This window comes from Fibrobacter sp. UWB4, assembly GCF_002210345.1.
GTDB lineage: Bacteria > Fibrobacterota > Fibrobacteria > Fibrobacterales > Fibrobacteraceae > Fibrobacter.
The window spans coordinates 836,160-859,918 of sequence record NZ_MWQI01000001.1 but is presented as its reverse complement, the minus strand read 5'-3'; the positions used below and the strand labels follow the sequence as shown (position 1 = coordinate 859,918).

At 48.2% G+C, this 23,759-nt stretch carries 18 protein-coding genes; 7 read left to right on the top strand and 11 right to left on the bottom strand.

Annotation, left to right across the window (positions count from 1 at the left end; translation table 11 throughout):
- Positions 1 to 10: 10 nt before the first annotated feature.
- The 3 genes from hemA to nirJ1 all read right to left on the bottom strand — a co-directional run bounded on the left by hemA (position 11) and on the right by nirJ1 (position 3,762).
- Entirely contained in the window at positions 11 to 1,294 is a 1,284-nt protein-coding gene (gene hemA / locus B7990_RS03650; RefSeq protein WP_088639659.1) for a glutamyl-tRNA reductase, read from the bottom strand.
- 24 nt (positions 1,295 to 1,318) lie between these two features.
- Entirely contained in the window at positions 1,319 to 2,476 is a 1,158-nt protein-coding gene (locus B7990_RS03645) for an Lrp/AsnC family transcriptional regulator (RefSeq protein ID WP_088639658.1), read from the bottom strand.
- Positions 2,477 to 2,589: 113 nt separating this feature from the next.
- Positions 2,590 to 3,762 (bottom strand): putative heme d1 biosynthesis radical SAM protein NirJ1, encoded by a 1,173-nt coding sequence (nirJ1, locus tag B7990_RS03640; RefSeq protein ID WP_088631244.1) that lies wholly within the window; start codon positions 3,760 to 3,762, stop codon positions 2,590 to 2,592.
- A gap of 306 nt (positions 3,763 to 4,068) precedes the next feature.
- Here nirJ1 and B7990_RS03635 point away from each other — a divergent pair, with 306 nt between their 5' ends.
- Positions 4,069 to 5,274 carry a GIY-YIG nuclease family protein gene (locus B7990_RS03635; protein ID WP_088639657.1) on the top strand — a complete coding sequence of 402 codons (1,206 nt, stop codon included), beginning with the start codon at positions 4,069 to 4,071 and terminating at the stop codon, positions 5,272 to 5,274.
- 42 nt (positions 5,275 to 5,316) lie between these two features.
- Here B7990_RS03635 and B7990_RS03630 read toward each other — a convergent pair whose 3' ends face one another.
- Both B7990_RS03630 and B7990_RS15190 read right to left on the bottom strand, forming a co-directional pair.
- Positions 5,317 to 5,613 (bottom strand): HigA family addiction module antitoxin, encoded by a 297-nt coding sequence (locus B7990_RS03630; RefSeq protein WP_088639656.1) that lies wholly within the window; start codon positions 5,611 to 5,613, stop codon positions 5,317 to 5,319.
- 9 nt (positions 5,614 to 5,622) lie between these two features.
- On the bottom strand, positions 5,623 to 5,904 hold the full coding sequence (locus B7990_RS15190; RefSeq protein ID WP_088639655.1) for a type II toxin-antitoxin system RelE/ParE family toxin: 282 nt from the start codon (positions 5,902 to 5,904) through the stop codon (positions 5,623 to 5,625).
- Between the two features lie 319 nt (positions 5,905 to 6,223).
- Between B7990_RS15190 and B7990_RS03620 the strand changes: the two genes are divergently transcribed.
- Positions 6,224 to 6,802: a DUF2806 domain-containing protein gene (locus B7990_RS03620; RefSeq protein ID WP_088639654.1), complete on the top strand. Its 579-nt coding sequence runs from the start codon at positions 6,224 to 6,226 to the stop codon at positions 6,800 to 6,802.
- A 362-nt stretch (positions 6,803 to 7,164) separates the two neighbouring features.
- Entirely contained in the window at positions 7,165 to 7,299 is a 135-nt protein-coding gene (locus tag B7990_RS15070) for a hypothetical protein (protein ID WP_254917304.1), read from the top strand.
- A gap of 126 nt (positions 7,300 to 7,425) precedes the next feature.
- Here the strand turns inward: B7990_RS15070 and tgt are convergent, their stop codons facing one another.
- Positions 7,426 to 8,574 (bottom strand): tRNA guanosine(34) transglycosylase Tgt, encoded by a 1,149-nt coding sequence (gene tgt, locus B7990_RS03615; protein WP_088639653.1) that lies wholly within the window; start codon positions 8,572 to 8,574, stop codon positions 7,426 to 7,428.
- Between the two features lie 347 nt (positions 8,575 to 8,921).
- On the opposite strand from tgt, the gene B7990_RS03605 reads away from it, so the two are divergent.
- Entirely contained in the window at positions 8,922 to 10,301 is a 1,380-nt protein-coding gene (locus B7990_RS03605) for a TrpB-like pyridoxal phosphate-dependent enzyme (RefSeq protein WP_088639651.1), read from the top strand.
- A gap of 122 nt (positions 10,302 to 10,423) precedes the next feature.
- Here the strand turns inward: B7990_RS03605 and B7990_RS03600 are convergent, their stop codons facing one another.
- The 5 genes from B7990_RS03600 to B7990_RS03580 form a co-directional block, all read right to left on the bottom strand.
- A complete protein-coding gene (locus B7990_RS03600; protein ID WP_088639650.1) occupies positions 10,424 to 11,500 on the bottom strand; it encodes a sialate O-acetylesterase in 1,077 nt (358 codons plus the stop codon).
- A gap of 162 nt (positions 11,501 to 11,662) precedes the next feature.
- Positions 11,663 to 13,993 carry a DUF6055 domain-containing protein gene (locus B7990_RS03595; protein WP_254917303.1) on the bottom strand — a complete coding sequence of 777 codons (2,331 nt, stop codon included), beginning with the start codon at positions 13,991 to 13,993 and terminating at the stop codon, positions 11,663 to 11,665.
- 115 nt (positions 13,994 to 14,108) lie between these two features.
- Entirely contained in the window at positions 14,109 to 15,074 is a 966-nt protein-coding gene (locus B7990_RS03590) for a hypothetical protein (protein WP_088639648.1), read from the bottom strand.
- A gap of 114 nt (positions 15,075 to 15,188) precedes the next feature.
- Positions 15,189 to 18,614 (bottom strand): MFS transporter, encoded by a 3,426-nt coding sequence (locus B7990_RS03585; protein WP_088639647.1) that lies wholly within the window; start codon positions 18,612 to 18,614, stop codon positions 15,189 to 15,191.
- Positions 18,615 to 18,663: 49 nt separating this feature from the next.
- Complete coding sequence (locus B7990_RS03580) at positions 18,664 to 20,040, bottom strand: Xaa-Pro peptidase family protein (RefSeq protein ID WP_088639646.1); 1,377 nt, start codon at positions 20,038 to 20,040, stop codon at positions 18,664 to 18,666.
- An 82-nt stretch (positions 20,041 to 20,122) separates the two neighbouring features.
- Here B7990_RS03580 and B7990_RS03575 point away from each other — a divergent pair, with 82 nt between their 5' ends.
- Genes B7990_RS03575 through B7990_RS03565 form a run of 3 tightly spaced genes read left to right on the top strand, consistent with a single transcriptional unit; the run spans position 20,123 to position 23,719 of the window.
- Positions 20,123 to 20,479 carry a hypothetical protein gene (locus tag B7990_RS03575; RefSeq protein ID WP_088639645.1) on the top strand — a complete coding sequence of 119 codons (357 nt, stop codon included), beginning with the start codon at positions 20,123 to 20,125 and terminating at the stop codon, positions 20,477 to 20,479.
- Positions 20,469 to 21,431, top strand: a complete 963-nt coding sequence (locus tag B7990_RS03570; RefSeq protein ID WP_088639644.1) for a PhoH family protein — start codon at positions 20,469 to 20,471, stop codon at positions 21,429 to 21,431. The genes B7990_RS03575 and B7990_RS03570 overlap by 11 nt, the downstream gene beginning before the upstream one ends.
- A gap of 11 nt (positions 21,432 to 21,442) precedes the next feature.
- Complete coding sequence (locus tag B7990_RS03565; protein ID WP_088639643.1) at positions 21,443 to 23,719, top strand: HD family phosphohydrolase; 2,277 nt, start codon at positions 21,443 to 21,445, stop codon at positions 23,717 to 23,719.
- The last annotated feature ends 40 nt before the right edge of the window (positions 23,720 to 23,759 follow it).

Sequence of the window (23,759 nt, the reverse complement as noted above, 5' to 3'; positions counted from 1 at the left end):
CAAGCCTCCTCTAATTTCTAGGAGATTCCGCATCATGTACGGCGTGACTAGATTTCGAATCTAAGCACTTCAGGAACACTTGCACATCTTCGGGAGAATTTTCGGCCTTGACTTTATACAAAAAGTCATTTGCCATTTTCTTCGCAAAGCGTTCGTACATCATCTGGATGCGGTGGCGGTCATCTTCTGAAAGTTCCGGCATGGAACGCAACAACTTTTCAGATTCTTCATTTGCCGTCGTGAGCATTTTCTCGGCATGCAAATGAATTTGCTTGGATACCTCATCCATGCGGTTCCAATGCAAAAATTCGTCAAGACCTTCTTTCAAGATTTTCTGTGCGGCATCAAGTTCAATCATTCGCAAACGACGATTCTCAGAAACAATTTTTTCGAGGTCATCAACACAAACGTATTCAACGCCAGGAAGTTCGCCAATAGAAGCTTCAGCATTGCGCGGGCTACCGAGATCAATAATCAAGCGCGTTGAATGAACTGTTTCAGCAGATTCCGCGACCTGAAGAGCCTTAACAAATTCATCTTTCGTGACAATCGGTTCCTGGCAAGCGCTACAGAGAATCACGACATCGCACTTTCCAAGCACATCGTAGCGATCTTCGAATTTCACAGGCGTGAGAACATCCGCAAATTTTTCGGCATTCGCAAAAGTCTTACTACTTGCAAAAATCTTGGTCGTATTCTCTTGTACATACTTGAGCATCAGCGAACCCATTTCGCCAAGCCCCACGATGTACACGGTACGATTTTCAAGATCGTCAAAAGTCTTCTGCACTTGCTTCATCGCCAAGAACGGAATATTGCAACTGAGCTTGCTCAAGTTCGTCTCGGTCTTAATGCGCTTTGTCGTGTGAATGGCGCTCTGGAAAAGCTTGTTCAGCGTATTGCCCGTTGCATTCAGCTGGTGCGCCGTCTCGTACGCACGACCAATCTGGTGCAAAATTTGATCTTCACCCATGGCGACAGAATCAAGACCGGCACACACATTCATCACATGGTGTGCAACATCGTCACCCGACTTAAAATAAAAGAACTTCGCAAAATCATCGTAGTCTTGACGGGCAAGTCCACACACATAACGAACGAGTTCACCATCCGTAATTCCGCGGTCGCTCGCCACATAGACTTCCGTGCGGTTACACGTTGCCAAAATCAAAAGTTCATCAAACGGAGAATGCGTCAACGCCTCAGTCTTTACATCCATCGGGATATAAAACTTTTCGCGAATCGCGATTTCAGCCACCTTGTGGCTCATGCCTGCCATGTAAATTTTGCGCATAGTCCAAAGATAGAAAAGATTGGACTACGCAAAAAATCTAAAGCTCGTTTTCTTGAGTTCCTTGAGGGAATGGAGAACGACGTATTCCGGGTTATCAAGCAAAGCCACGGATTCCTTGATGAAACCGTCCAATTCTTCGGGCGTCTGCGCATGCATCATTGCATACAAATTGTAAGGAAAGCTTTTAAAAGACGGGCGCTCGTAACAGTGCGAAACAAAATGCTTTTTCGCAAGAGATTTAATTTTACTGGATTCTTCGGCCCTTCGGTCCTCAGAATGACGAGATTCCGCAAGCATTTCATTCAATTCACATTCGTCGCTCGTTGTTCGTCTCTCGTCTAACCTAAAGCACACCATCGCATTGCAGGGGAATCCCGCATCTTGATGACGGAGGATCGCCCCAAAGCGGCGCATACGTTTAGCAGCAATGTCTTCGCGAAGTTCATCGCAAGAAACACCCCAGTCCTTGAACGGAGTGAGCGTATGCGGGATGTCGTCGCAAGCAAAGTGGATACGGGATTTGTCTGAGTCAGTGAGTTTTCCCAAGAATTTACTGGATTCTTCGCTGCGCTCAGAATGACGTATGGTACTGTTGTCAGAATGACGCGGGACTTGGTTGTCAGAATGACGCAAAGCCGGAGCACACTCGCCTCTTTCGTCTTTCGTCAAGGTTGGTGAGCCTGCCGAACCACGTCTCTCGTCTAATGACATCACCGTATTGATTTTATACTTCTTGGAGGCGGTGAGAACGTGAACATCATGCAAATCAGTTTCTGCACAAACGCGGTCCACAACGGACTGGATTGCGGATTCGTTTTCGGCAATGACCGTAAACCAAACATTATATTCGTGACTACGGATGTAATTGTGCGTAATTGCAGGTTCGTCATTCACGACGGCAGCAAACTTTTCCATCGGTGTTTGCGCATGATGTTCTGCCGAAAAATCATTTTCCGAAGTCAGTACTTTCCCTGCACAAAGTCTCGAAATAAAGCCAAGTTTCTTGGAATCGTAAACGCCACCGATGCGACGAATTAAGCCAGACGAACGCAAACCTTCTACGGCATCAAAAACTTCTTGTTCCGAGACATTTAACATTTCCGCCAAACGCAAATACGGGCGTTCCACCAACGGAAAGCCGTCTTGAATAATCGCGAGAAGCTTTTGATTTAAATCATTCATTAAAATAACTGGATCCTTCGACTTCGAGCCTTCGGCTCTACGCTCAGGATGACACATAAACAATTCCTAACTCCGAATTATTCTGCCTACTTCCTACTGTCTACTGCCGACTTTTATAATCCAATTTCTTCATCGGTCAAATAGCAAGCCGGATCTTCAGCCCAGAAGTCACCAGTAACGGCTTCGGCACGCGTGCGGAAATTGCCGTTGCACAAATTCAAGTAAGCACACTTCGGACAACGCCCCTTCAAAAGCGGTTTGCGGTTCTTGAGGCCAGCCATAATCGGATTTGACAAGTCTGTCCAAATGTCTCCGAAACTGCGTTCGCGAACGTTACCAAGCGTGATATATTGCGTAAACTGGTCCGGATGCACATTACCGATGCTATCGATATTGCCAAATGCCATGCCACTGCGGTTGCCACCGTTCATCTTAATCAAATCCAAAATCTTTTCGGCGCGTTCCGGGTCTTCACGCTTCATGCGCTGGTACAGATAAACGGCATCGGCATGGTTGTCGACCGTCAAAATTTCCTTGTTCACGCCGCGCTTCTTAAAGTCCAAAGTGCGATCAATGATCAAGTCCATCACTTTGCGACTTTCTTCGTGATTCAAGTCGTTATCGACCATTGCGCTTCCGCGACCGCTATAGACAAGGTGATAGAAACAAACTCTATCAATGTTTTCCGCTTCGAGCAAATCGAAAATGGCGTTCAAGTCTTGATAGTTGTACTTCGTAATCGTAAAGCGGAGCCCAACCTTCTGGCCCGTCGCCACACAATTGCGGATTCCGCGCAAAGCCATCTGGTACGCGCCCTGCTTGCCGCGGAACTTGTCGTGAGTCTCTTCGCAACCATCCAAGCTGATGCCCACATAGCCAACGCCCATCGCCTTGAGCTTCTGAGCCACATCCGGCGTGATGCAGGTGCCGTTCGTCGAAATCGTCGGGCGGATGCCCTTGCTTGCCGCATAGTTTGCGAGTTCAAAAAAGTCCGGGCGCAAAAGCGGTTCGCCACCGCTGAACAAAATCACCGGCACATGAAAATCCGCAAGCTGATCAATAAGCTTGATTCCCTCTTCGTGCGTAAGTTCGTTCTGGTACTTAATCGCCTCTGAACGGGCATAGCAATGCACACACTTCAGGTTGCAAGTCTTGGTGCAATTCCACACCACCACCGGGCCACGTCCTGCGCCCACACCATTTGTCGCCTTGTGCGCATGAGGTTGATAACGAAGAGAATCCCCAAAATTCGGGGTGTCCATCAAAAGCTTAGTAATACTGATCATGCGCCCAAATTTAGAAATTTTCGACACACTCTCAGAAAACCGAACTTGTGTTTTTAAGTTGAAATTATTGTTATACGGCGGAGAAATCGATTCTCTTTTTCAAATATCTTTTTTACGCTTTGAGCGTTCCCCGTGCATGCACAGGTCGGGCTATATTGCAAGGCGTCTCGTGCGCACAACCGGTGCACCCGTGCCACTCTTGCAACGGAGCCTTGCAAGCAAGTCTCCGCCCCAAGGGGTCACTATCCCTAACGCAAATTGCAAAAGATTCCCTTATTTCCTAAATAAAAATGTAATTTAAGATCTATGAAATCAATCTGCGGAATTTATAAAATCACAAACTTGGTTAATGGCAAAAGCTACATCGGCCAGTCTATCAATATTTCCAACCGTTGGAAGCAGCATACACAATCACTTGATAAAATCAAAAATATTGATGAAGAAAATCCGCTCCGCAGAGCATTCTGTAAATACGGTCTGACCCAACAGGTTTCACAACCTGGAATTTATGGGAATTTCAAATTTGAAATTCTTTTGGAATGCGATAAAGAAAGCTTAACAGAAAACGAATACGCCAAAATAGAAGAATTACAACCAGAATACAATCGAATGATGTGCCCGCCAAGTCCAGACAGGATGTGGCCTCGTAAAGAAAATTTAAATGAACAACATTGCTATGTACAATATCACAATTATGATGCTTTAGGCTATTTACCTGGAGAAGACTCTTTTTTATACAAAACTGAAGACGACGTTTCGCATACCGTATCAAGAAAAAGAGTTTGCTTAAATATGAAAGGCCAGAAAATTTATTTAATAGTTGGTATAAAACAATATGGTCATAAGAAAAAAGATTTCTTTTTGTGGGAATACACCCAAATCGAAGAAGTTTCATTCACAGAATCAATGCATGGTCAGGAATATTCCTTAGATGGCTCCAGATTCCTCTGCAAAGAACCAATTTATCTTAACGATTTACCTGGATTTGATTATTTTGCAAAACATACCATGGGATCATTTGCTTATGGTATACAGGACGCAATAAACGATCCTTTTTCAAAGTACATATTAAACGAATCAAATTATATTCAAATCAATAAAATTAAAGACAGATTAAATTGGCTGGCTAATTTCGAAAGTCAACTTGATGATAAAGCCCTTTGTTTAACGAGTTTAAATGATGGGAAAATAGAATTAAACTGTTTCCAGTATTGCGACGAAATACAATTCTGCAACGAAGTTCACACAGGCTTTACATTCAATGAGCGATTCTATAATTTATTTCAATGGAATCCCGATTTCATCATTGAAGAATTTCGACCCTTACAAAAACAACATCCAAATGCACATGAAGTAGTTTTTTCACTAAATGAAAACATCCTAAAATTTGCTCAGGCATATCCTGATACATTATGCATCATTCCTTATTGTGGTGAAATAGAAGATCCATGGAATGATGTCGTAAAAGAATTCAAAAAACACAAAAACATCGAATTACGCTCATTGGATTAGCCGATCTTTCAAATGAAAGAATATATTTTCCCAGTAATCTATCTACGCAACTACAAAAGTCTTGATTTTATCCAGTTCTTCAGCCAATTTAACTTTAAGATTACGGATATCAATATCATCTTGCAAAGAAATAAAATAGTTGTCGGAAACTCCAAAGAACTTGGCAAGTCTTAAGGATGTATCAACCGTAATTCGCCTACGGTCATGAAGGATATCCTGAATCCTTGAAACCGGGACATTGATTGCCTGAGCGACCTTATAAGCAGACAGTCCCATGGGAATAAAGAATTCTTCGTTAAGAATTTCCCCAATAGTCGGTGTTTCAATATGCTTACTCATAATTTGCTCCTAGTGATAATCAACTATTTCTACATCGAAAAAATGTCCATCTTTGAACAAAAAACAAATTCGCCATTGATCATTAATGCGTATTGAATATTGCCCATTTCGACTTCCATGGAGCAATTCCAAACGATTATTTGGCGGGATTCGTAAATCGTCAAGACATTTCGCATTGTCTATCATCATTAATTTTCTTAAAGCTACCTTCTGTATTGTACTCGGCAATCGTCTAGAAAATTCTTGATAATAGACGAGTTCAGTTTCTCGATCCGCAAAACTTTGAATCATCCTTAATATACCTATTTAATATGTATATGTCAAGTGGGTATAAACATATGTGACATAATACAATTTACTAAATAAGACCAGCAAAAACGCATTTTTGCCAAATTTTGCAAACAACCGTTAGCATGAACTGTGATTTTTTTTCAAATAGGGCGTATTTCAGCATACAAGCAATTCTATTATACAAATCACATCGAACCTCAGTGCCACAGACTCCAGTTTGGGAAATACAGAGTGTGGGTTAGACACCAACATCACTAGAAAAAAAGGTTATATTTCCGACGAGGATTCTAAATAGCAAAACTTTTTATGGAGTCAAATTATGGCAGAAGGATTTTCACTCGTAAATCTTGGCAAACTTGCAGAGCCGATAAACACACTCATCACCAAGATTGCAAATGCAGCAGGAATCTTATACGAACCGACTAGAATCAGGAGAAAAGCGAGAGCTGAAGCTGACGCAGAACTTATTACAGCAACAAACCAATTAAAGCTTAACGATCTTTCTCGAAGAGCATTGAAAAGATTTATTATAGAAGAATCGATTAAGCAAACCAATATAGAAAACATACTTGATAAAACATTCCCTGAAATCAGCGAATCTGCAGATCCAAGTAAACTTAGCAACGAATGGTTACTATTCTTTTTTGAACGTGCAAAATGCGCTTCTGACAACGAATTACAAACAATCTGGGCCAAGATTCTAGCGGGAGAAACCAACAATCACGGGAGTTTTTCAAAATCGACTTTACGAATTTTAAGTGAAATGAGCCAAGAGGACGCGACCACATTTATGAAAGTTGCATCATTTGCATTCAAAATAGATGACAGCGATCACATTTTCTTATATGAATTCGATGACGAAATTGTAAAAAATTTGGCCTATCTTTTGGATCCGTAAATAGACTGAATACTTTAGGTCTTCTTTCTTGTGGAGCAACCTTTGGTTATATGTGTTCTGAGCTACCTCAAAACACATCCGCTTTTTACAACAACAAAGAAGTACGTATTTCTTTCAAATTTCCAAAAGAAAACAAAATTCAATGCGGACAGGCAATCCTTACTCAATCAGGTAGAGAGTTACTCAAAATATGTAGCCCAAATTATTCAGATGAAATATTCAATTATGTGTACAGCAATTGGAAAAATTTTAGCAACATCGAGAATATAGACATAATCGAAGAAAACTGATTTTGCATTTTTCGTTCAACAAACAACCAGGTGTCCTTTTACAAGACCGATACTTTCATAAGGAATAAGTATATGACTTACGAATTTGATCTTCACGAAAGCAAGGAAGAAGGAAGAAAGGAAGCCGAGGCTAAGGCATTCGAAGAGAAAAAAAGCGATGGCAAAGGGGTTTCGCGACGATGGTGTTTCTTTGGACATTATCTCTAAGCAGACCGGATTTACTATCGAAGAAATCAAGGCCTTGTAGACAAATAACAGTAAGCCCTGCCTAATTCATCACATTTCATTGTTCAAAGCACAAAACTGTTTAAAGATTTGTGCTTCTCCGCCCTTTTACCCCGCATTCCCCTGCAGCACTTTCACTTGTTCCTCGGCCCAATCTTCAAAAGTATCGTCTGCGATATGAGCTTTCACGGACTTCATCAAGTGGATGTAGAAATGCAAATTATGAATCGCCGCAAGCGTCCAGCCAAGCGGTTCTTTTTCCTTGAACAGATGGCGCAAATACGCACGGCTATAGTTACGGCAGCAATAGCAATCGCAGTTCGGGTCGAGCGGCAAATCGTGTTGGTGTGCAAACTTTGCGCCCTTGTAGCGGAGCACGCCTCGGCTCGTATAAACTAATCCATCCTGTGCATTTTTCGCAGGCAAAATGCAATCGCACATATCTACGCCACGTTTCACAAGCTCCAGCAAATTCCACGGCGTTCCCACGCCCATCACATAGCGGGCACGATCTTCGGGCAACAAGTTTGTACAAAAGTCTGCGATTTCATACATCGTCTCGACAGGCTCGCCAACCGAAAGCCCACCCATCGCATAACCATCCGGCTCAATTTCCTTGAGCGCCTCGATAGACTTCTGTCGCAATTCCTTGTGCATGCCACCTTGCACAATTCCAAAGAAAAATTGCGGATAACCGTGAATCGGCGGATTTGCCAAAAGCCATTCCTTCGCCTCGCGCATCCACTTGAGCGTGAGCGCAAGCGACTTTTCGGCCTCATCAACCGTGCTCGGGTACGGCGTACATTCATCAAAAGCCATGATGATATCCGCACCGATTTCGCGTTGCGCATTCATCACGCTCGCCGGCGTGAACAAATGACGAGAACCGTCCAGCAAACTCTTGAACTGGACGCCCTCTTCGGTAATCTTTCGGAACTGTTTTAAACTCCACACCTGGAATCCGCCACTGTCCGTAAGCATCGGCTTGTTCCAGCTCATGAATTTCTGCACGCCGCCCGCCTCAGCAATGAGCTTTGTGCCCGGTCGCAAATAGAGGTGGTACGTATTCGCCAAGATGATTTCTGCATCGAGTTCGCGGATGTCGCGGCTCGTAAGCCCTTTGACCGTCGCGGCAGTGCCCACCGGCATAAAAACAGGTGTCGTCACATCGCCATGCGCCGTATGGATAACGCCAAGACGCGCCTTGGACTTTGCAGATTTCTTTAACAGTTCAAAAGGATTTTCGTTAAGCTTCACGACTTTTCAAGTTTCGGCTTTCGGTTTCGCGGGGTCAAATGGCGCATTGCGCTTTTCCCCGTATGTGTGGGCAAAACCTTCTGGCTAGCAGAAAGGGTATGCTCAATTTTGTTTTCGCCAAGAGGACGAAACTGTCCCGTTAAGAGATTGTGGTCAATGGCCATAGGAGCTCCTAATGTTTATGATGGTGATAGAAACAATATATTAAAAAATTTTAAAATTTCAAGAAAGCACCACAGCCAATCAATGTTAATCATATACATTGGTCATTTTGCACAAGTGCTGTTGTCAACGCAAATTCGATTTAATATAATTGGATGCGGTTACACAAATTTAAAGGATACAATATGAGAAACTCGCTCAAGATCGATGGTCAGGTCAAGACTTATCTCCACGAAGATGAACTTCCGAAGGCATGGTATAACGTCCGCGCCGACATGAAGAAGAAGCCCGCTCCGCTTCTGAACCCGGGTACCGGCAAGCCGGTGACTTTCGAAGACCTGCAGCCAGTTTTCTGCGATGAACTCATCAAGCAGGAACTCGATAACGATACCGCTTACATCGAAATTCCGGAAGACATCCGCACATTCTACAAGATGTACCGTCCGTCCCCGCTCGTTCGCGCTTACTTCCTCGAACAGGCCCTCGGCACTCCGGCACACATCTATTATAAGTTCGAAGGCAACAACACTTCGGGTTCTCACAAGCTCAACTCCGCTATCGCTCAGGCCTACTACGCTAAGAAGCAGGGCCTCAAGGGCGTGACGACTGAAACGGGTGCAGGCCAGTGGGGTACCGCCCTTTCGATGTCCAGCGCTTTCTTCGGACTGGACTGCCAGGTTTACATGGTGAAAGTTTCTTACGAACAGAAGCCGTTCCGCCGCGAAGTCATGCGCACCTACGGTGCTTCCGTTACCCCGTCCCCGTCCATGACGACCGACATCGGCCGCAAGATCAACGCCGAATTTCCGGGCACCACGGGTAGCCTTGGCTGCGCCATTTCTGAAGCTGTTGAAGCCGCTGTGAAGCAGCCGGGTTACCGCTACGTTCTCGGTTCCGTGCTGAACCAGGTGCTCCTCCACCAGTCCGTCATCGGTCTCGAAACGAAGGCCGCACTCGACAAGATCGGCGTGAAGGCCGACCTCATCATCGGTTGCGCAGGCGGTGGTTCTAACCTCGGTGGTCTCGTGAGCCCGTTCATCGGTGAAAAGCTCCGTGGCGAAGCCGACTACGATATTCTCGCTGTGGAACCGGCAAGCTGCCCGAGCTTCACTCGCGGTAAGTACGCTTACGACTTCTGCGACACCGGTAAGGTCTGCCCGCTCGCCAAGATGTACACGCTCGGTTCTAGCTTCATTCCGTCCGCAAACCACGCTGGAGGACTGCGCTACCACGGCATGAGCAGCATTCTCTCTGAACTTTACGATCAGGGTCTCTTGCGTGCAACGTCTGTTGAACAAACTAAAGTTTTCGAAGCTGCAAAGCTCTTCGCACAGACCGAAGGCATCCTCCCGGCTCCGGAATCCAGCCACGCTATCCGTGCAACAATCGACGAAGCTCTCAAGTGCAAGGAATCCGGCCAGGCCAAGAACATTGTGTTCGGTCTTACCGGCACGGGTTACTTCGACATGGTGGCTTACCAAAAGTTCAACGACGGCGAAATGAGCGACTACATCCCGACGGATGAAGACATCGCCAAGAGCCTCGCCCAGCTTCCGAAGGTGTAACGAAACTTGGCAACTCTGTTGCCTTAGTTGAGTCATCCTGAGGCAACGCCGAAGGATCCAGGAATCTAAGCAAAAACGTCCAGCGCTCGCTGGACGTTTTTCATTTTACAATCACGTCAATTCTATTTTTTCCGCCCGGTCAAGCGGTAGCGATGTTCTACGCCGTCTTTCTTGAAGCGCACGAACAAACTTTGTTCATAAACATCATAGAAAAGTCTTGGCGATTGCGAATCTACGGCACGAACAACAGCCATGTTACGAATAGAGTTCGTACTGTCCGATGATGTAGAATCGCGACTTGTCGAATCTGTACGCACGACCTTCGAGGAATCTATTTTAGAAGAATCCGGAGCTGGTTCCTGCGATTTAAGAATTTCAAGCATTTTTTCCGCATAGCGTTCGCCAAATTTTTCATACCCTTCACGAGTGAAGTGCAAAGTATAGCTCGCCTCTTTAAGCGCCGGGCAACCCTGAGCCGAAATCAGATGACCATTCGGAATTAAGTCAGCCGCTTGTTTTACCGCTTCATTGCGCCAGCCCAAATCGCCAGTCGGAGCAAGTTCTCCAATGAGAATCGGAGTCTTTTCCGGGTCCAGTTCCAGTTCCTTGATTAAGTCGTCATAAACTTTCTTGACGCGTTTCGGCCAGTCGTTCATCTGGTAGTCCGCTTCACCCTGATGGAACAAGAAGCCCTTGATGACGCCTTTCTGCTTTGCGATTTTGCCCATCTCCACAATGCGTTTGTACAAATCACCGCCATATTCGTCCAAGTACTGAATCCACCAGGTATCGCCCTTGTTCTTTGCGCTTTGAACGTAAGACTTGTTGCGGTCCTTGTCAAACAAGTCGATGCTCTGCCCGCCAATGGCGACATTCGCAACGGCAATTTTGATGCTGTCCGGAAGTTCCTTCACCATTTTGCGTCCAAAGATATCAACAATCCCCACCTTGGATTGGCTATGCCCCATCGGTGGTGCGGCCGGATAGAACTCGCCCACCTTCTGGTTGGAATGATTTGCGGCTCGCAACACCAAGAATCGCGGGTCCTGCACACGGTCTTTATCGGTTACTGTCGCCTGCCCGGACATGTTCGACTGCCCGTAAGCAAGATAAATATGCAAGTTCGGATCCTGTGCAAAACTTACCGCACCGAGTACGGCACTTGTAACAACAACGGACTTAAGGATTTTTTTTAGCATTTGTCCTCCAAACAAAAAGCTGTCACTAACGTGACAAGTTATACAACCCTTATCTTTAATTATAACAAAAAAAGAAACCCCGTTTCGAGGTTTCCTATTTTTATTTTATTGCAAAACTGCAAGGGTTTAATGTGTTTACTCAATCTATGCAATATCAAGCATTTAACGCACGTTTACACGAATTAATCTTTGCGAATGTTTTGCACGAACAAGATACATACCCGCGTTGAATCCCGCAGCACGGAGCGATTTTTGCAATGTTTTGTTGCCAAGCGCACCGTTTTCAGACGCAAGAACTTTCACAAGACCAAGGTGTCTACCGTTCAAATCAAACACATCAAGAGATTCATTCGAAGCATTTTGCGAAAGAGTTCCTAACCCGCGCTGCATTTTATAAGCATTTCCAGAAGCAATACCTGTTGTAGGTCCCGGATCAGTCTGTGTCGAATCATCCGCAACTGCGTACCACTTGGCATTTTCAATGCTTGCGGTCGCATCGGTCGGGGGCGTCGTGAGGTTTGCACCGTAGTTCGCATTGTTCAGCATGCCGTCATCGACCATGCCGTAGAACACGCCCTTCACAAGTTCCTTCGTGAAGTTGTTTTCGAGGTCGCCGCGAAGCTGGGCCGTGCCGGAAAGCTTCTTGCCGTTTACCGCCCACATCACGCCATAGACTTGAGCGTTGTCGGTCACGGTCGTATTCACGATAATCGAAATCGCACCGACTTTAGCCTTGCCGCTAATCGTGCCGCTCACAAGCCAGGCATCATCTTCGAGCACGGCATCGCCGCTGATGTTTCCCGCAGTCACGAGCGCTCGACCGCGAACCACGGCGTTATCGCTAATCGTTCCGCCGTTTATCACGGCGAAATCTTCGATTCGGGCGTTTCCTGAAACTGTACCGCCGTTCACGACCGCATCGGGACCCACATAAGCCGTAGCTGCAACTTTAGCCTTGTTGCTGACCCAGCCTCCGCCATTGGCGTGTTGCGCATACCCCGAAGCCGTCGTTCCGTTAAATCCAGCCGGTTTCCAGAAATCTTTCGTATAACCTTCAGGCGCGCCGTTCACAACTTCAATCATGTACGGATAGCGATAAATGCTGTAATAGAACTGGTCCCACAAAATCGTCTGCATCTCGGTCGGAGTCGCCGTTACGGCAAGCCACAAAGCCTTATCACTTTCCTTCGTTTCGATTTCAAGATTGAATCCTGTGCCGTGCTTCATTTCGCTGTAACGCGGCGTACCATCAGCACCTTCCGCCACCAAGCCAACCGTCCAACCCGAAGCTGGATTCGGCAATTTGTCCGGTGCGTAATTGCACCACTTGTAAGTTTTGCCCTTGTAATAGTCCGTGTTATCGCCAAAGCAAGTGTAGCCATTGACCGTCGGCTTTTCCTGCACAATGCCACGGAACTTGACCGTCACCTTCCCTGCCGAATCTGGATAAATGCGCACCAGGTTGTACCCCCAGCGCTGCGGCGCCCAGTAGCTCGGCGAAATGTAACGGTCCGCGCAATCTCCGACTGCATCCTCGCATTTCATCTTATTCAGCATGGTCACACGCGAATGCCTGCGATACAGATCGCCCCAGCCATCGTGCGTTCGACGAGTCTTGAACTCATAATCGCCCCAGGACTTTTTGTACAAAGTCTTCTTTGCTGGGGTGTACTCAAGCGTGGCGTTCTTCATCGCGAACTTGCCAAACTGATCATTCAGCTGTTCCAGCGTCCAGCCATAAACCATCATCATCGCACTAAACGGAGTCTGTTCCATGCGACCGTCTTCGCCATCGCGAATCGATTCCATCCAGATGCGGTTGACTTCGTGAGCGCCTTTATTGCCACCGCCAAATTCCTCCTTCAAATGTTCCAGGAACTGCCAATTGCAATAACGGTCGCGCGTAGAACCGTAATAGAGGTACGGATAATTGATCAAGTATTCTGCGCAATGGGCATCATTCGGATTGAACTGGTGCGCCATCCAGTTTGCATGCGATTCCGCCATCCAGCCTGAATGGCTATTATTGCCAAGCCAGCCAGCAACACCTTGCAATCCATGCGCAAATTCATGCGACGTGCCCCAGTAATCCTTCAATGAACCCACGCCAATCCACATGCCAGGTCCATACTCGCCATTCAACGCTTTCACATAATCCTGACCGCCGTAGAGCGCCGCCATCACGGAGTTGTCGAACACGTAGATGTTGCTCTTGAGTTTCTTATCCGGGCTTTTCGGGAAAGGCAGCATCCAGCCAAGCGAATCAATGTAGAACGAATACACCTTTTCAAGCGATTGGAGTACGCCGTCGGCATCCGAAGTCGGGATTGAGACATTGTTTACCGAGCCATCATCTGTCGTCGGTTTCTTACATACTTCAAAATGTTCTGAAAAACGAATCAACGTAAAGCCGTTGTCTTCACACTGCGGGACCCAAGTCACATCAGCAAACGACATAACGGCCGCGACACAAATAATCTGCGGAAATTTCATACCACCACCCATAAACAACCCTAGAACATTCTAGGGTACTACTAATATATATTCTCGCCCCCTCATGCGCAAGAATCAACTAGCAAATTGTTGTCTTGGGACAACCCGCTTGGGGTTACTTTCGTCCGAGATTTTTGAAGTCAGGATGAATAAACACGCAATTGGTGTCTTTGGGTGCTGCGCGATAAAGCTTCAAATCAACCGTAAAGAAGCCCTCGGTCTTTGCACTCACCGACCAGCGACTCCCGGCAGGGCAATCCTTGACGTCCTTGTTCAATGTCGCCGTAAAGCGGCTTGCATTTACGCGATACGTAAAATAATCCGTTGTAAGGGAATCCGACATCTGGAGCGCCTTCGGGCCACCGATTGCCTTATTCTTTGCAAAATACGATTTCTGTGCACGAATGTAAAACAAAGCCTGTTCCGTCAGTTCATCGGTCACGGCCTGCGAGCCGCCAAAAACACTAACCGTCGAGCAACCGCGGACACCGAATACGAGAACAAGAATAAAAACAATCGAGCATCCAATAAAAATCCAATATTTCACCTGAACTTTTTTTATCGCAGCTACAGCCTTTTTGCACCAAGCAACTATTTTGCCCCACAGCCTCTTGATACCTTTCGATACACTCTTGAACTTTTTCGAGACTCCCTTTCCACTAATGACAGGATGCGGAGCATCGCTAGCCACAGAGGTTACAGCAGCCAAGCCCCCCTGCCACTTGAGGAGTTTCATCGCCACAAGCACATGGCCAAACTGGCGCGGGAAAGTTAAACCAAATGCGGCAATCACCATCAAAGTCACACTTACAATAAACAAGACAAGCAAGCCCTTATTTGCAAGTGGCAGCAAATCCTTGACTTGATCCAAAACGCCCAAAAGCTTCTTGACCCCGGAAAAATTTTCAGATGCAAAGCGCACCATAAACGAATCGGTGAGTCCGTTCCCCGTCCGCACGGCGTTAGCGGCAATACCATAAACCATGGTCAACACGCGTTCAAAGGCAAAAAGAATCATGCCAAAAATCGCAATAAGCGAAGCTATGAAACGCACCGTGCGTATGGGAGTAAACGATTTCATTTTTTTCCTTCTTGTCTTTTGGTCATTAGTCAATGGTCATCAGTCTTAATAATCGCGGCGTAGCCGCCTAACTTTAATCTAACAACTACCGACTAATAACTGCGGCTCCGCCGCCTACTTCTTCTCCACCAGTTCCTTCGCCATCTTCTTTGCGGTCACGAAGTCAGCCTTGCCAGAACCAAGCTTCGGCATCACATCGACGTTAAACGCCGCGGACGGGAGCATGAGAGGCGGCATACCGCTTGCGCGAAGTTCCGAAAGCACGTCCTTCGGATCCTTTTCGCCCTGGTACAAAAGAACAATCTTTTCGCCCTTCGTGGCATCCGGAATAGCCGTAACAACGTAATCGCAGCCCTGCAATACCGGCGTATCCTGGATCTTCTTTTCGACAGCACCGAGGCTGATCATTTCGCCACCAAGCTTTGCAAAGCGGCTGTAGCGGTCCACGATCGTCAAGAAACCGTCTTCATCGAGATAGCCCTTGTCACCCGTACGGTAGTAACGAACGCCATCCTTCAGCACAATCACGCTCTTCGTGCGGTCTGCATCCTTGAGGTAGCCCTTCATCACCTGGCAACCACCAATGAGGATCATGCCCGCTTCGCCCGTCGGCAAAGGTTCATTCGTCTCGGGGTCCACAATCAGGAACTGCGTTCCCGGAAGTGCAGGGCCTACAGTTCCCGGCTTGTTGTTCACCTGCAACGTGGTGTAGTCGTCGAACAACGTATTTTCAGTATTGACAGAAGCCACCGGGGCTGTTTCTGTACAGCCGTAACCTTCGTAAATTTCCTTACCGAACTTGAGGCGGAACGCCGTCGAGAGTTCCGGACGGAGCGCTTCAGCACCGGCAATAATGATACGCACAGACTTGAACATCAACGGATGCACATAACGGCTCACCGTAAATGCACGCAAGAACGTCGGGGTCGCCACCATGATCGTCACCTTGAATTCCGCACAGACTCGGGACATCGTCTTCACGTCAGTCGGGTCAGCCACAGCCACAATCGGGCAGCCTTCCGTAAGGTTCAAGAGCGTCGTCACCGTAAGGCCAAAGCTATGGAACAGTGGGAGTTCCGAAAGCATCACGTCGCCACGGCTCACATTCAAGATACAGGCGAGCTGCTGGATGTTGCCCATCATGTTGCGCTGCGTGAGTTCCACGCCCTTCGGCGTTCCTTCGGAACCTGAGCTGAACACGATAACAGCATTGTCATCCATAGAACGATGCTTCACGAAAAGAAGGCGAATCAACCAGCTCGGCATAATCATGCAAAGTACGAGGAAAGCCGCAATTTTCACCTTCGGGATTTCCTTCATCATGTCTTCAGCATAGAGCAGGAGCACCTTGTCCGAAGCCACCTGCGAATAGTCGTTGCCACGCCCTTTAAGCTTTTGCACAAACTGACGGCTCGTAATAACCGTCGAGCATTCAGCACGGTCGCAGCAGAACTTCACGTTATCGACAGACGAAGTATAGTTCAAGTTCACGTTCGTCTTGCCGAGAACCCAGAGTGCAAGGTTCACGATCACACCGGCAGGGCTCGGCGGAAGCATAATGCCTACGTTCTGTTCATGCTTGCCAAGCGTCTTCTTGAGGTAGCCTCGGAATGCCATCACAGCGCCCATCAGCTTGTAACCCGAGAAGTGAGCGCCATCCGGGCTATAAATTGCAGGACCGTTCTTCACATACTTCTTGTATGTGCGGATCCAGCTATCGGCAATCGGGTGCACAAACGAAACAGCGTAATTCCAAGCATCAATGGAAATGCGGCGGAGAATTGCGCGAATCTCGTTCGGCGGAGTATCGGCCGGAAGCGCATCGCCGAAAGCAACAGTCACGGAACGCTCCGCAGAGGCTCCAAACATGTTCGAAGAACTGTAACTGTAGTTAGTGCCCCACAAGCCCTGGATGTAGAACGGAATTACCTGAGCCTTCGTGCCATCGACAGCGGAGGAATAGTCAATCGTAAACGGTTCCACGTGCGGAGACTTGGAAACTTCGCCCGACGGGAAAATCACGACAGCCTTACCTGCGAGGAGGGCAGCATGAATCTTATCCATCGCAACCTTGGGATTGCGGTTATCAATACGGATCATGCCCAAGCGCTTGAGCACGGCGCGCAAGTACCACTTGTCAAAATGGTCCTTGTTACTCGCAATACAAAGCGGACGCGGAGAAGCCATCTGCACCATAGCCCAGTCAATAAAGCTGTGGTGGTTACCGACCAAGAGAATCGGACCTTCGTTCGGGATGTTTTGCACGTTCAACACGCGGATTCTATAGCGGCTGAACACAAAGCGAAGGAGCGTTCTCAGCATAGCCTGCGGCAAATTGTAAATCGACCAGATAAACACACCCACAGAAATCACGGCAAGACCAATGAAGTAATACTGCGGACGAATATCGGTGTTGCGGACCATCATCGTGAACACGAACAGGAACGCCACAAGCACCACAGCCTGGATCAAGTTAGCAAGAGCAATCACGGAACCGGAGTTGTTCGGACGTGTGTTGTACTGCAACAGCGCATTCACCGGCACAAGGATAAGTCCACCAAAGAAACCGGTCAAGGAGTAAAGAAGCACGAGGGCGACCGGATGCACAAGGAACGGCACGAGGAACATGCAGATCGAAGCACCAAACATGCCAAGCGGCACAAAGCCGGATTCAATAAAGTCCTTGGAGAAGTGAGCAGCCACAATCGTACCAACCATGAGTCCCACAATCGCAAACGACATGTAGTCCTGCATCATGTTCACGGTCGAAGAACCGGACACGTCCTGGTAAATCAGCACGAACACCTGAGCCAAAGCCCAGAACATCGAAAGGGCGATGATGGAGGCACGGAGCGTCGGCACACGGAAACCGAGACTCAAGTGGCGCTTGACCTTGTCAACGCTCACGTTCAAGTCTTCGAACTTCACGCGCGGAATCATGAAGTTCGCAACCGTACCAAGTACGCTCACCGCCGTCAAGATCCACGGAATCACGACGGACTTTTCCGTAATGCGACGCACGGCTTCGTAAGAAACGAGCTGGTCGAGGTTAATGAGGTTCACGCCGACAATCGCAAGCCAGGACGCCGCGATAATACCGCTAATGCTGAAGATCTGGAGGAATGCGTTCGCATAGCTCAAATTGCGCACACCGAACATTTCCTTGATAATGGCGTACTTAGCCGCACTGTGGATCGCAAATCCGCAGCTAAGCCCGATCGAGAGCCAGAATGCGATTCGCGGGTAATCGACCGTCACGAGCACAGACTGCGCGATCACAAACAGCGTCATCATGAGTGACGACCACGCCATCACCTTGTTCTTCGAGAACTTATTGGTGAAGAACCCCGCAAAGAACACCATCAGCACGTATGGCGCGAGGAAGAATATTTGAAGCATGAAGTTCTGCCAGATGATACCATCCTTCGCAAAGAACGATCCCGACAGAATTTTTTGGGCGTAAATAAACACACCCGCCTGAACAAAAGCTGTTGCAAGGATAGATAAGAAGAATCTTACAGAACCTTTAACTTTCCACATTTACAAAACCCTTTTTTGCAAAATGTCCTTTTGTCAAAAGATAGAAAAATCACTTCATTAGCGCCTCAATATCCCCTACAGTGCGCGGAATATGCTCTGAAATATTTTCAAAACCGCTTTTTGTAATAATTAAATCATCTTCGATGCGGATGCCGATACTTTCGCGGTAACGCTTGCCGTCAATTGTCGCCGTAAAATCTCCGTACAGCCCCGGCTCGCAAGAGATGAGCATCCCCGGCTTAAGAACCACATCCAGGGAACGGGAACCCGGGTCGCCCTCATGGATATGCTCCCCGATAAAGTGGCTCACCCCATGCGGCCTCTTGTCGTACAAGAGCTTGAAACTCCCCTTCGCCCCCTTTACAAGGCGGCGGTCGAGTTCCATCATGATGAACTCCCAGCAGATCATGCCGATTTCCTTGAGCGCAACGCCCGGACGCACCACGCGCTGGTACACCTTCGCAGACTCGAGCACGATTTCGTACAACATTTTTTGAAGCGGGTCAAACTTGCCGTTTACAGGGATTGTACGCGAGATATCGCTGTGAAGCGTCCCGAACCTCACACCAAAGTCAAAGAGCACAAGTTCGCCATCGCGCAATGGCTCGTCGTTCTTCACGTAATGCAGGCAGCAGGCATTCTTGCCGCCCGCAATGATCGTCGGGAACGCGAGATCGCCATCGCCACGGCGCTGCATCTCGTAGTTGAGGAACAGAGCCACATCGCGCTCGGTCTTCATGTTCTTCATCTCGGGCAAAAGCGCACGGAAAGCCTCGTCCGTGATCTCTTGCGCCACGCGGGCATCGGCGATACGTTCCGGTTCCAGCACCAGGCGGTCTTCGAAGTGCATGTCGGCACAGCTTTTGACGCTCAACTTATAGCGGCGGAGAACCTTCTTCAAATCATTCTTGAGCTTTTCGTTGTGATCGCCCTTGAACTTCTCGTAATAGAACGCATAAGCATGGTCCACCGCATTCTTGCCGTTCGCATACTTTTTCGCAAGCGACTCGACGAAATCCCAAAGTTCTTCAACCGGTCGGACATCTTCTACGCCAGTCAAGCGGGCAACAACATTCTCGCCCTCAACAAAGCCAAGGCGTTTGCCGTTCCAGAATTCCTTGAACGGGTCCTTACGCGGCACAAAAAGCGTCGAACGCAAAGCGCGCGGGTCAAACACCAGATAGCACCCCGCCTGGTTCACACCCGTCAGGTACAAAAAAGCCGGATCCTGCACAAAGCGCGTCCAAGTTTGAACAAAGGCTTCCTCGCCCCCCGGTTCAACGGCCATCCCGGCAAAAACACAGAACGAATCCAATTTTTTCATCAAGGACAAACGCCTTTTCGCATAAATTTTCTTGGAATCGTAATTTTTGGACGACAAAAAGACCTGAGAGTAGGCCTGAGCGTCATTTTTTCGTGATTGCATAGTCAAATTTTACCTTTTTTAACATTTTTTCTGCCACAACTATATATATTTTAGCCATCAAAGACTAGAATGGAGCTTAATAATGTCTCTTAAAAAATGGAATTTAGTTCTCGCCTCTCTTTCTGTAGCACTTTTCACGGCTTGCGCAGGTTCTTCCAACTCTGGCAGCAGCGATACAGGCTATACGGGAAGCAATGAATCCGCTTCTGAATCCTCTTCTTACACGGGTTACAACGAAAACCAGGCTGAAGCCGCCAAGCCGGCAGCACAGGCCAAGAAGGAACCGCCCAAGGAAGTCATCAACGAAAAGACTCTGAAGAAGACTCAGGACGAAGCCGTTGCAGCAAACGAAGACAACCACAAGCTCCGCAAGGAAATCTTCGAGGCCAAGACCAAGCTCGGTCTCCCAATTCAGCAACCTTCTACAGATGAAGAGTAATATAAGGCATTACTCACTGTCTGACAACCTGAAACGAGTTATTTCAGGCGAACGTGAAACGGTTTTCCGGTTATTGGAGAGCCGTTTTTGCGTTGAAATACGCACAAGACTTCCGGGGCTAGATCTAGTTCCTCAAGAGGGTGCGGACATGTCAGGCGTACTCTCGGTACTCGACCAGCTCAAGATCGCCGCGCGCAACGGCGAAATTCTAGACGCAAGCCAGCTTGAACGCATGCTCGGCCCTAAAGAAGCGGCAGAAACGAGCTACACCGAACTCATTCCCGACAGCCCTGTCTTTAGGAACAGGTTCGGCATCAGCGTTTCCGCGAAGACGCCCGCACAGGCAGAACTGGTCAAGGCCGTCGAGAAAAACGATATCATATTCGCGAAGGGACCCGCAGGTACAGGCAAGACATTCCTTGCCGTAACGCTTGCCGTCGCAAGCCTTGAACGCGGCGAAGCCGAACGCATCTGCCTTGTGCGCCCCGCCGTCGAAGCTGGCGAATCGCTCGGCTACCTGCCTGGCGACCTCAAAGAGAAAATCGCCCCCTACCTCCGCCCGATCCACGACAGCCTATCCGAACTCCTGCCCGCAGAAAAGCTCAAGCGCTACGAAGAAACGGGCGCCATCGAAGTCGCCCCGCTCGCCTACATGCGCGGCCGTACACTCAAACGAGCTTTCATCATCCTGGACGAAGCGCAAAACACAACCATCGCCCAGATGAAGATGTTCCTCACCCGACTCGGCCCCCACAGCAAGGCCATTATCACAGGCGACACAAGCCAGATCGATCTTGCCAAAGGCCAAACATCCGGTCTTGAACACGCGATGAAAATACTCCAAGGGATTCGGGGAATTGCCGAAGTCGAATTTAGCGCCACCGACGTCCTTCGTCATCATCTCGTCAAGGACATTTTGCTAGCTTACGAACAGAACGAGCAAAAAAAATAGAAGAGAAGTAAATGAACAAGAAAGAGAAAAAAATTCATCTGTTTATTGGCTGGATTCTTTTAATCCTCATCGCCATTCTCTTATTCCCGGACAAGAATATCGCACTCCGCGCCGAGCGCCCGCACTTGGGACAGCTCAGTACAAGGACGATTGTCGCCCCGTTCAAGTTCGAAGTCCCGAAGACCGAGCAGGAAATCCAGAACGAGAAGGCCCGCGCCGCCGACAAGATCAACGCCATTTTTGAGTTCAACGCCGACGAAACGAATCGACAGCTGAGAGAACTACAGCAGTACCTCAAGAAGCTCGAGCAGTACGGCAAGATGCAGGCCATCATCAGCAGTAGCAGGGATGACGGAAGCGCCTCCATGCAAGAAAAAATCAAGGAAGCCTCGAGCATCTACGATCAGCTCAAGCAGAGACTCTCCATCACTGCCATCAAGCCGCTCAGCACAAATGCCGTCGCCCGCGATTCCTTGATGTCCGTGTTCTACCAGATGATGCAGAAGGGCGTTTCGAACACGCTCCTTGCCAAAACAGAAACTGAAGTAACTCTATTCTGCAACAGCTACAACATCAAGCAGATCAAGAACCTCATCTACAACAAGCCAAACATTTCGCTCATCAAGGACAACGAAGAAAGTACACTTGAAATTAGCGAAATCCAGCCAATGCAGCGCCGTATCGACGAAGCATTCAGCCAGTTGCAGAGTTCATTCTCCTCGGAACAGGGTCTACAGAGCGCCTTCTACGAAGCGCTTTACGTTTTCACAAGCCCGAACGTATTCTATCTCGAGAAAGAAACCGAAGCCCGCAAGCTCGACGCGAGCAACAAGGTCACGCTCATCAAGGGCATGGTTCCTCGCGGTATGGAAATCGTAACGCAGGGCGCCCCAATCACCAAAGAGATCCTTGAAAAGATCGATGCGCTCCAGATGGCCCAGCAGAACGAAGAAAACTCGAAGATGCTCACGGCACCTTACGGCAACGTTCTCGTCTTTGTCATCATCATTACGCTTCTTATCATGTTCTGGCTCTACACTCCGACGCGCACCATGTTCAAAACGCCGCGCCAGCTGTGGAGTCTCATGTTCCTTACGCTGTTGCAGCTCCTCGCCTTCTGGATTATCCACAACCTCTCGGGTACACTCAGCAGGCCAGAAAGCATCCTCCCCGACGCCATCGACTTCATGTGGCTCTACCCCATTACATTTACCCCCGTGATCGCCGTCGTGCTCTACGATGCCCGCATGGGCCTTGCGTTTGCCACATTCTCCGCCGGTTTCTACGGAATCCTGAACGGCTACGACCTTGCAGCAACACTCACAAGCCTGGTCGTGAACATCGCCGTGATTGCCCCGCTTTTCCGCATGCGCTACCGTGTACAGTTTGCCTGGAGCATGATTGCAGGCGTCATTGCTGCCGCAGCCTCCATAAGCATCATGCTTCTCCTGCGCAACAGATTCAATTTCACGACGTTCTACCAGACACTCATCGCCGCAAGCGCAAACATCATCATCTTCACCGCAGTCGCATCAGTGCTCTTGATCCATGTCGTCGAGAAGGTATTTAGCATCACGACCGTGCTTACGCTCATGGAAATGTCAGACTTCAACCGCCCGGCCCTCAAGCGCATTTCGGAACTCGCTCCCGGCACGTTCCACCACAGCATCCAGGTATCAAACCTCGCCGAAGGCGTCGCCGAAAGCATTGGCGCAAACTCGCTCCTCGTCCGCGTGATGGCGCTCTACCATGACCTCGGCAAAACGATGCGCCCCGAATACTTTACGGAAAACCAAAAGCAAGGCGTCAACCCGCACAACAACCTGGACCCGTACCAGTCCGTCAAGATCCTTACTGGGCATGTCACCCAGGGAATCCTTCTTGCTAAGGAATACAAGATTCCGGAACTTGTCGCCACAGGCATCCAGGAACACCACGGCACAACACTCATCAAGTTCTTCCACCACAAGGCGATGGAACTTTCAAAAGAAACGGGTAAAGAAGTCAAGGAAGAGGATTTCCGCTATAAAGGACCGCGTCCGCAAAGCATGGAAACCGCAATTCTTATGCTGGCAGACGTCATCGAAGCCACAAGCCGCTCCATGGCAGATACATCTTCTGAAGCTCTCGAATCCATGATCCACAAGACGATTCTCGACAAGTTCATGGACGGGCAGTTCAACGAAAGCAATTTGTCTGTAAAGGAACTTTCCAAGCTCGAGGAAGCGTTCCTCCACAGTCTCGACGGCACATACCATACGCGTGTCAAATACCCTGGACAGAGATAGTCAATGGTCATTAGTCATTGGTTATTAGTTAATTAAAGTG

Coding starts and splice junctions, on each gene's coding strand:
- B7990_RS03580 (WP_088639646.1), bottom strand. CDS start 20,040: ATGCAATCACGAAAAAATGACGCTCAGGCCTACTCTCAGGTCTTTTTG.
- B7990_RS03630 (WP_088639656.1), bottom strand. CDS start 5,613: ATGAGTAAGCATATTGAAACACCGACTATTGGGGAAATTCTTAACGAA.
- B7990_RS15070 (WP_254917304.1), top strand. CDS start 7,165: ATGACTTACGAATTTGATCTTCACGAAAGCAAGGAAGAAGGAAGAAAG.
- B7990_RS03620 (WP_088639654.1), top strand. CDS start 6,224: ATGGCAGAAGGATTTTCACTCGTAAATCTTGGCAAACTTGCAGAGCCG.
- B7990_RS03600 (WP_088639650.1), bottom strand. CDS start 11,500: ATGCTAAAAAAAATCCTTAAGTCCGTTGTTGTTACAAGTGCCGTACTC.
- B7990_RS03605 (WP_088639651.1), top strand. CDS start 8,922: ATGAGAAACTCGCTCAAGATCGATGGTCAGGTCAAGACTTATCTCCAC.
- B7990_RS03595 (WP_254917303.1), bottom strand. CDS start 13,993: ATGAAATTTCCGCAGATTATTTGTGTCGCGGCCGTTATGTCGTTTGCT.
- hemA (WP_088639659.1), bottom strand. CDS start 1,294: ATGCGCAAAATTTACATGGCAGGCATGAGCCACAAGGTGGCTGAAATC.
- B7990_RS15190 (WP_088639655.1), bottom strand. CDS start 5,904: ATGATTCAAAGTTTTGCGGATCGAGAAACTGAACTCGTCTATTATCAA.
- B7990_RS03565 (WP_088639643.1), top strand. CDS start 21,443: ATGAACAAGAAAGAGAAAAAAATTCATCTGTTTATTGGCTGGATTCTT.
- B7990_RS03575 (WP_088639645.1), top strand. CDS start 20,123: ATGTCTCTTAAAAAATGGAATTTAGTTCTCGCCTCTCTTTCTGTAGCA.
- nirJ1 (WP_088631244.1), bottom strand. CDS start 3,762: ATGATCAGTATTACTAAGCTTTTGATGGACACCCCGAATTTTGGGGAT.
- B7990_RS03590 (WP_088639648.1), bottom strand. CDS start 15,074: ATGAAATCGTTTACTCCCATACGCACGGTGCGTTTCATAGCTTCGCTT.
- B7990_RS03570 (WP_088639644.1), top strand. CDS start 20,469: ATGAAGAGTAATATAAGGCATTACTCACTGTCTGACAACCTGAAACGA.
- B7990_RS03585 (WP_088639647.1), bottom strand. CDS start 18,614: ATGTGGAAAGTTAAAGGTTCTGTAAGATTCTTCTTATCTATCCTTGCA.
- B7990_RS03645 (WP_088639658.1), bottom strand. CDS start 2,476: ATGAATGATTTAAATCAAAAGCTTCTCGCGATTATTCAAGACGGCTTT.
- B7990_RS03635 (WP_088639657.1), top strand. CDS start 4,069: ATGAAATCAATCTGCGGAATTTATAAAATCACAAACTTGGTTAATGGC.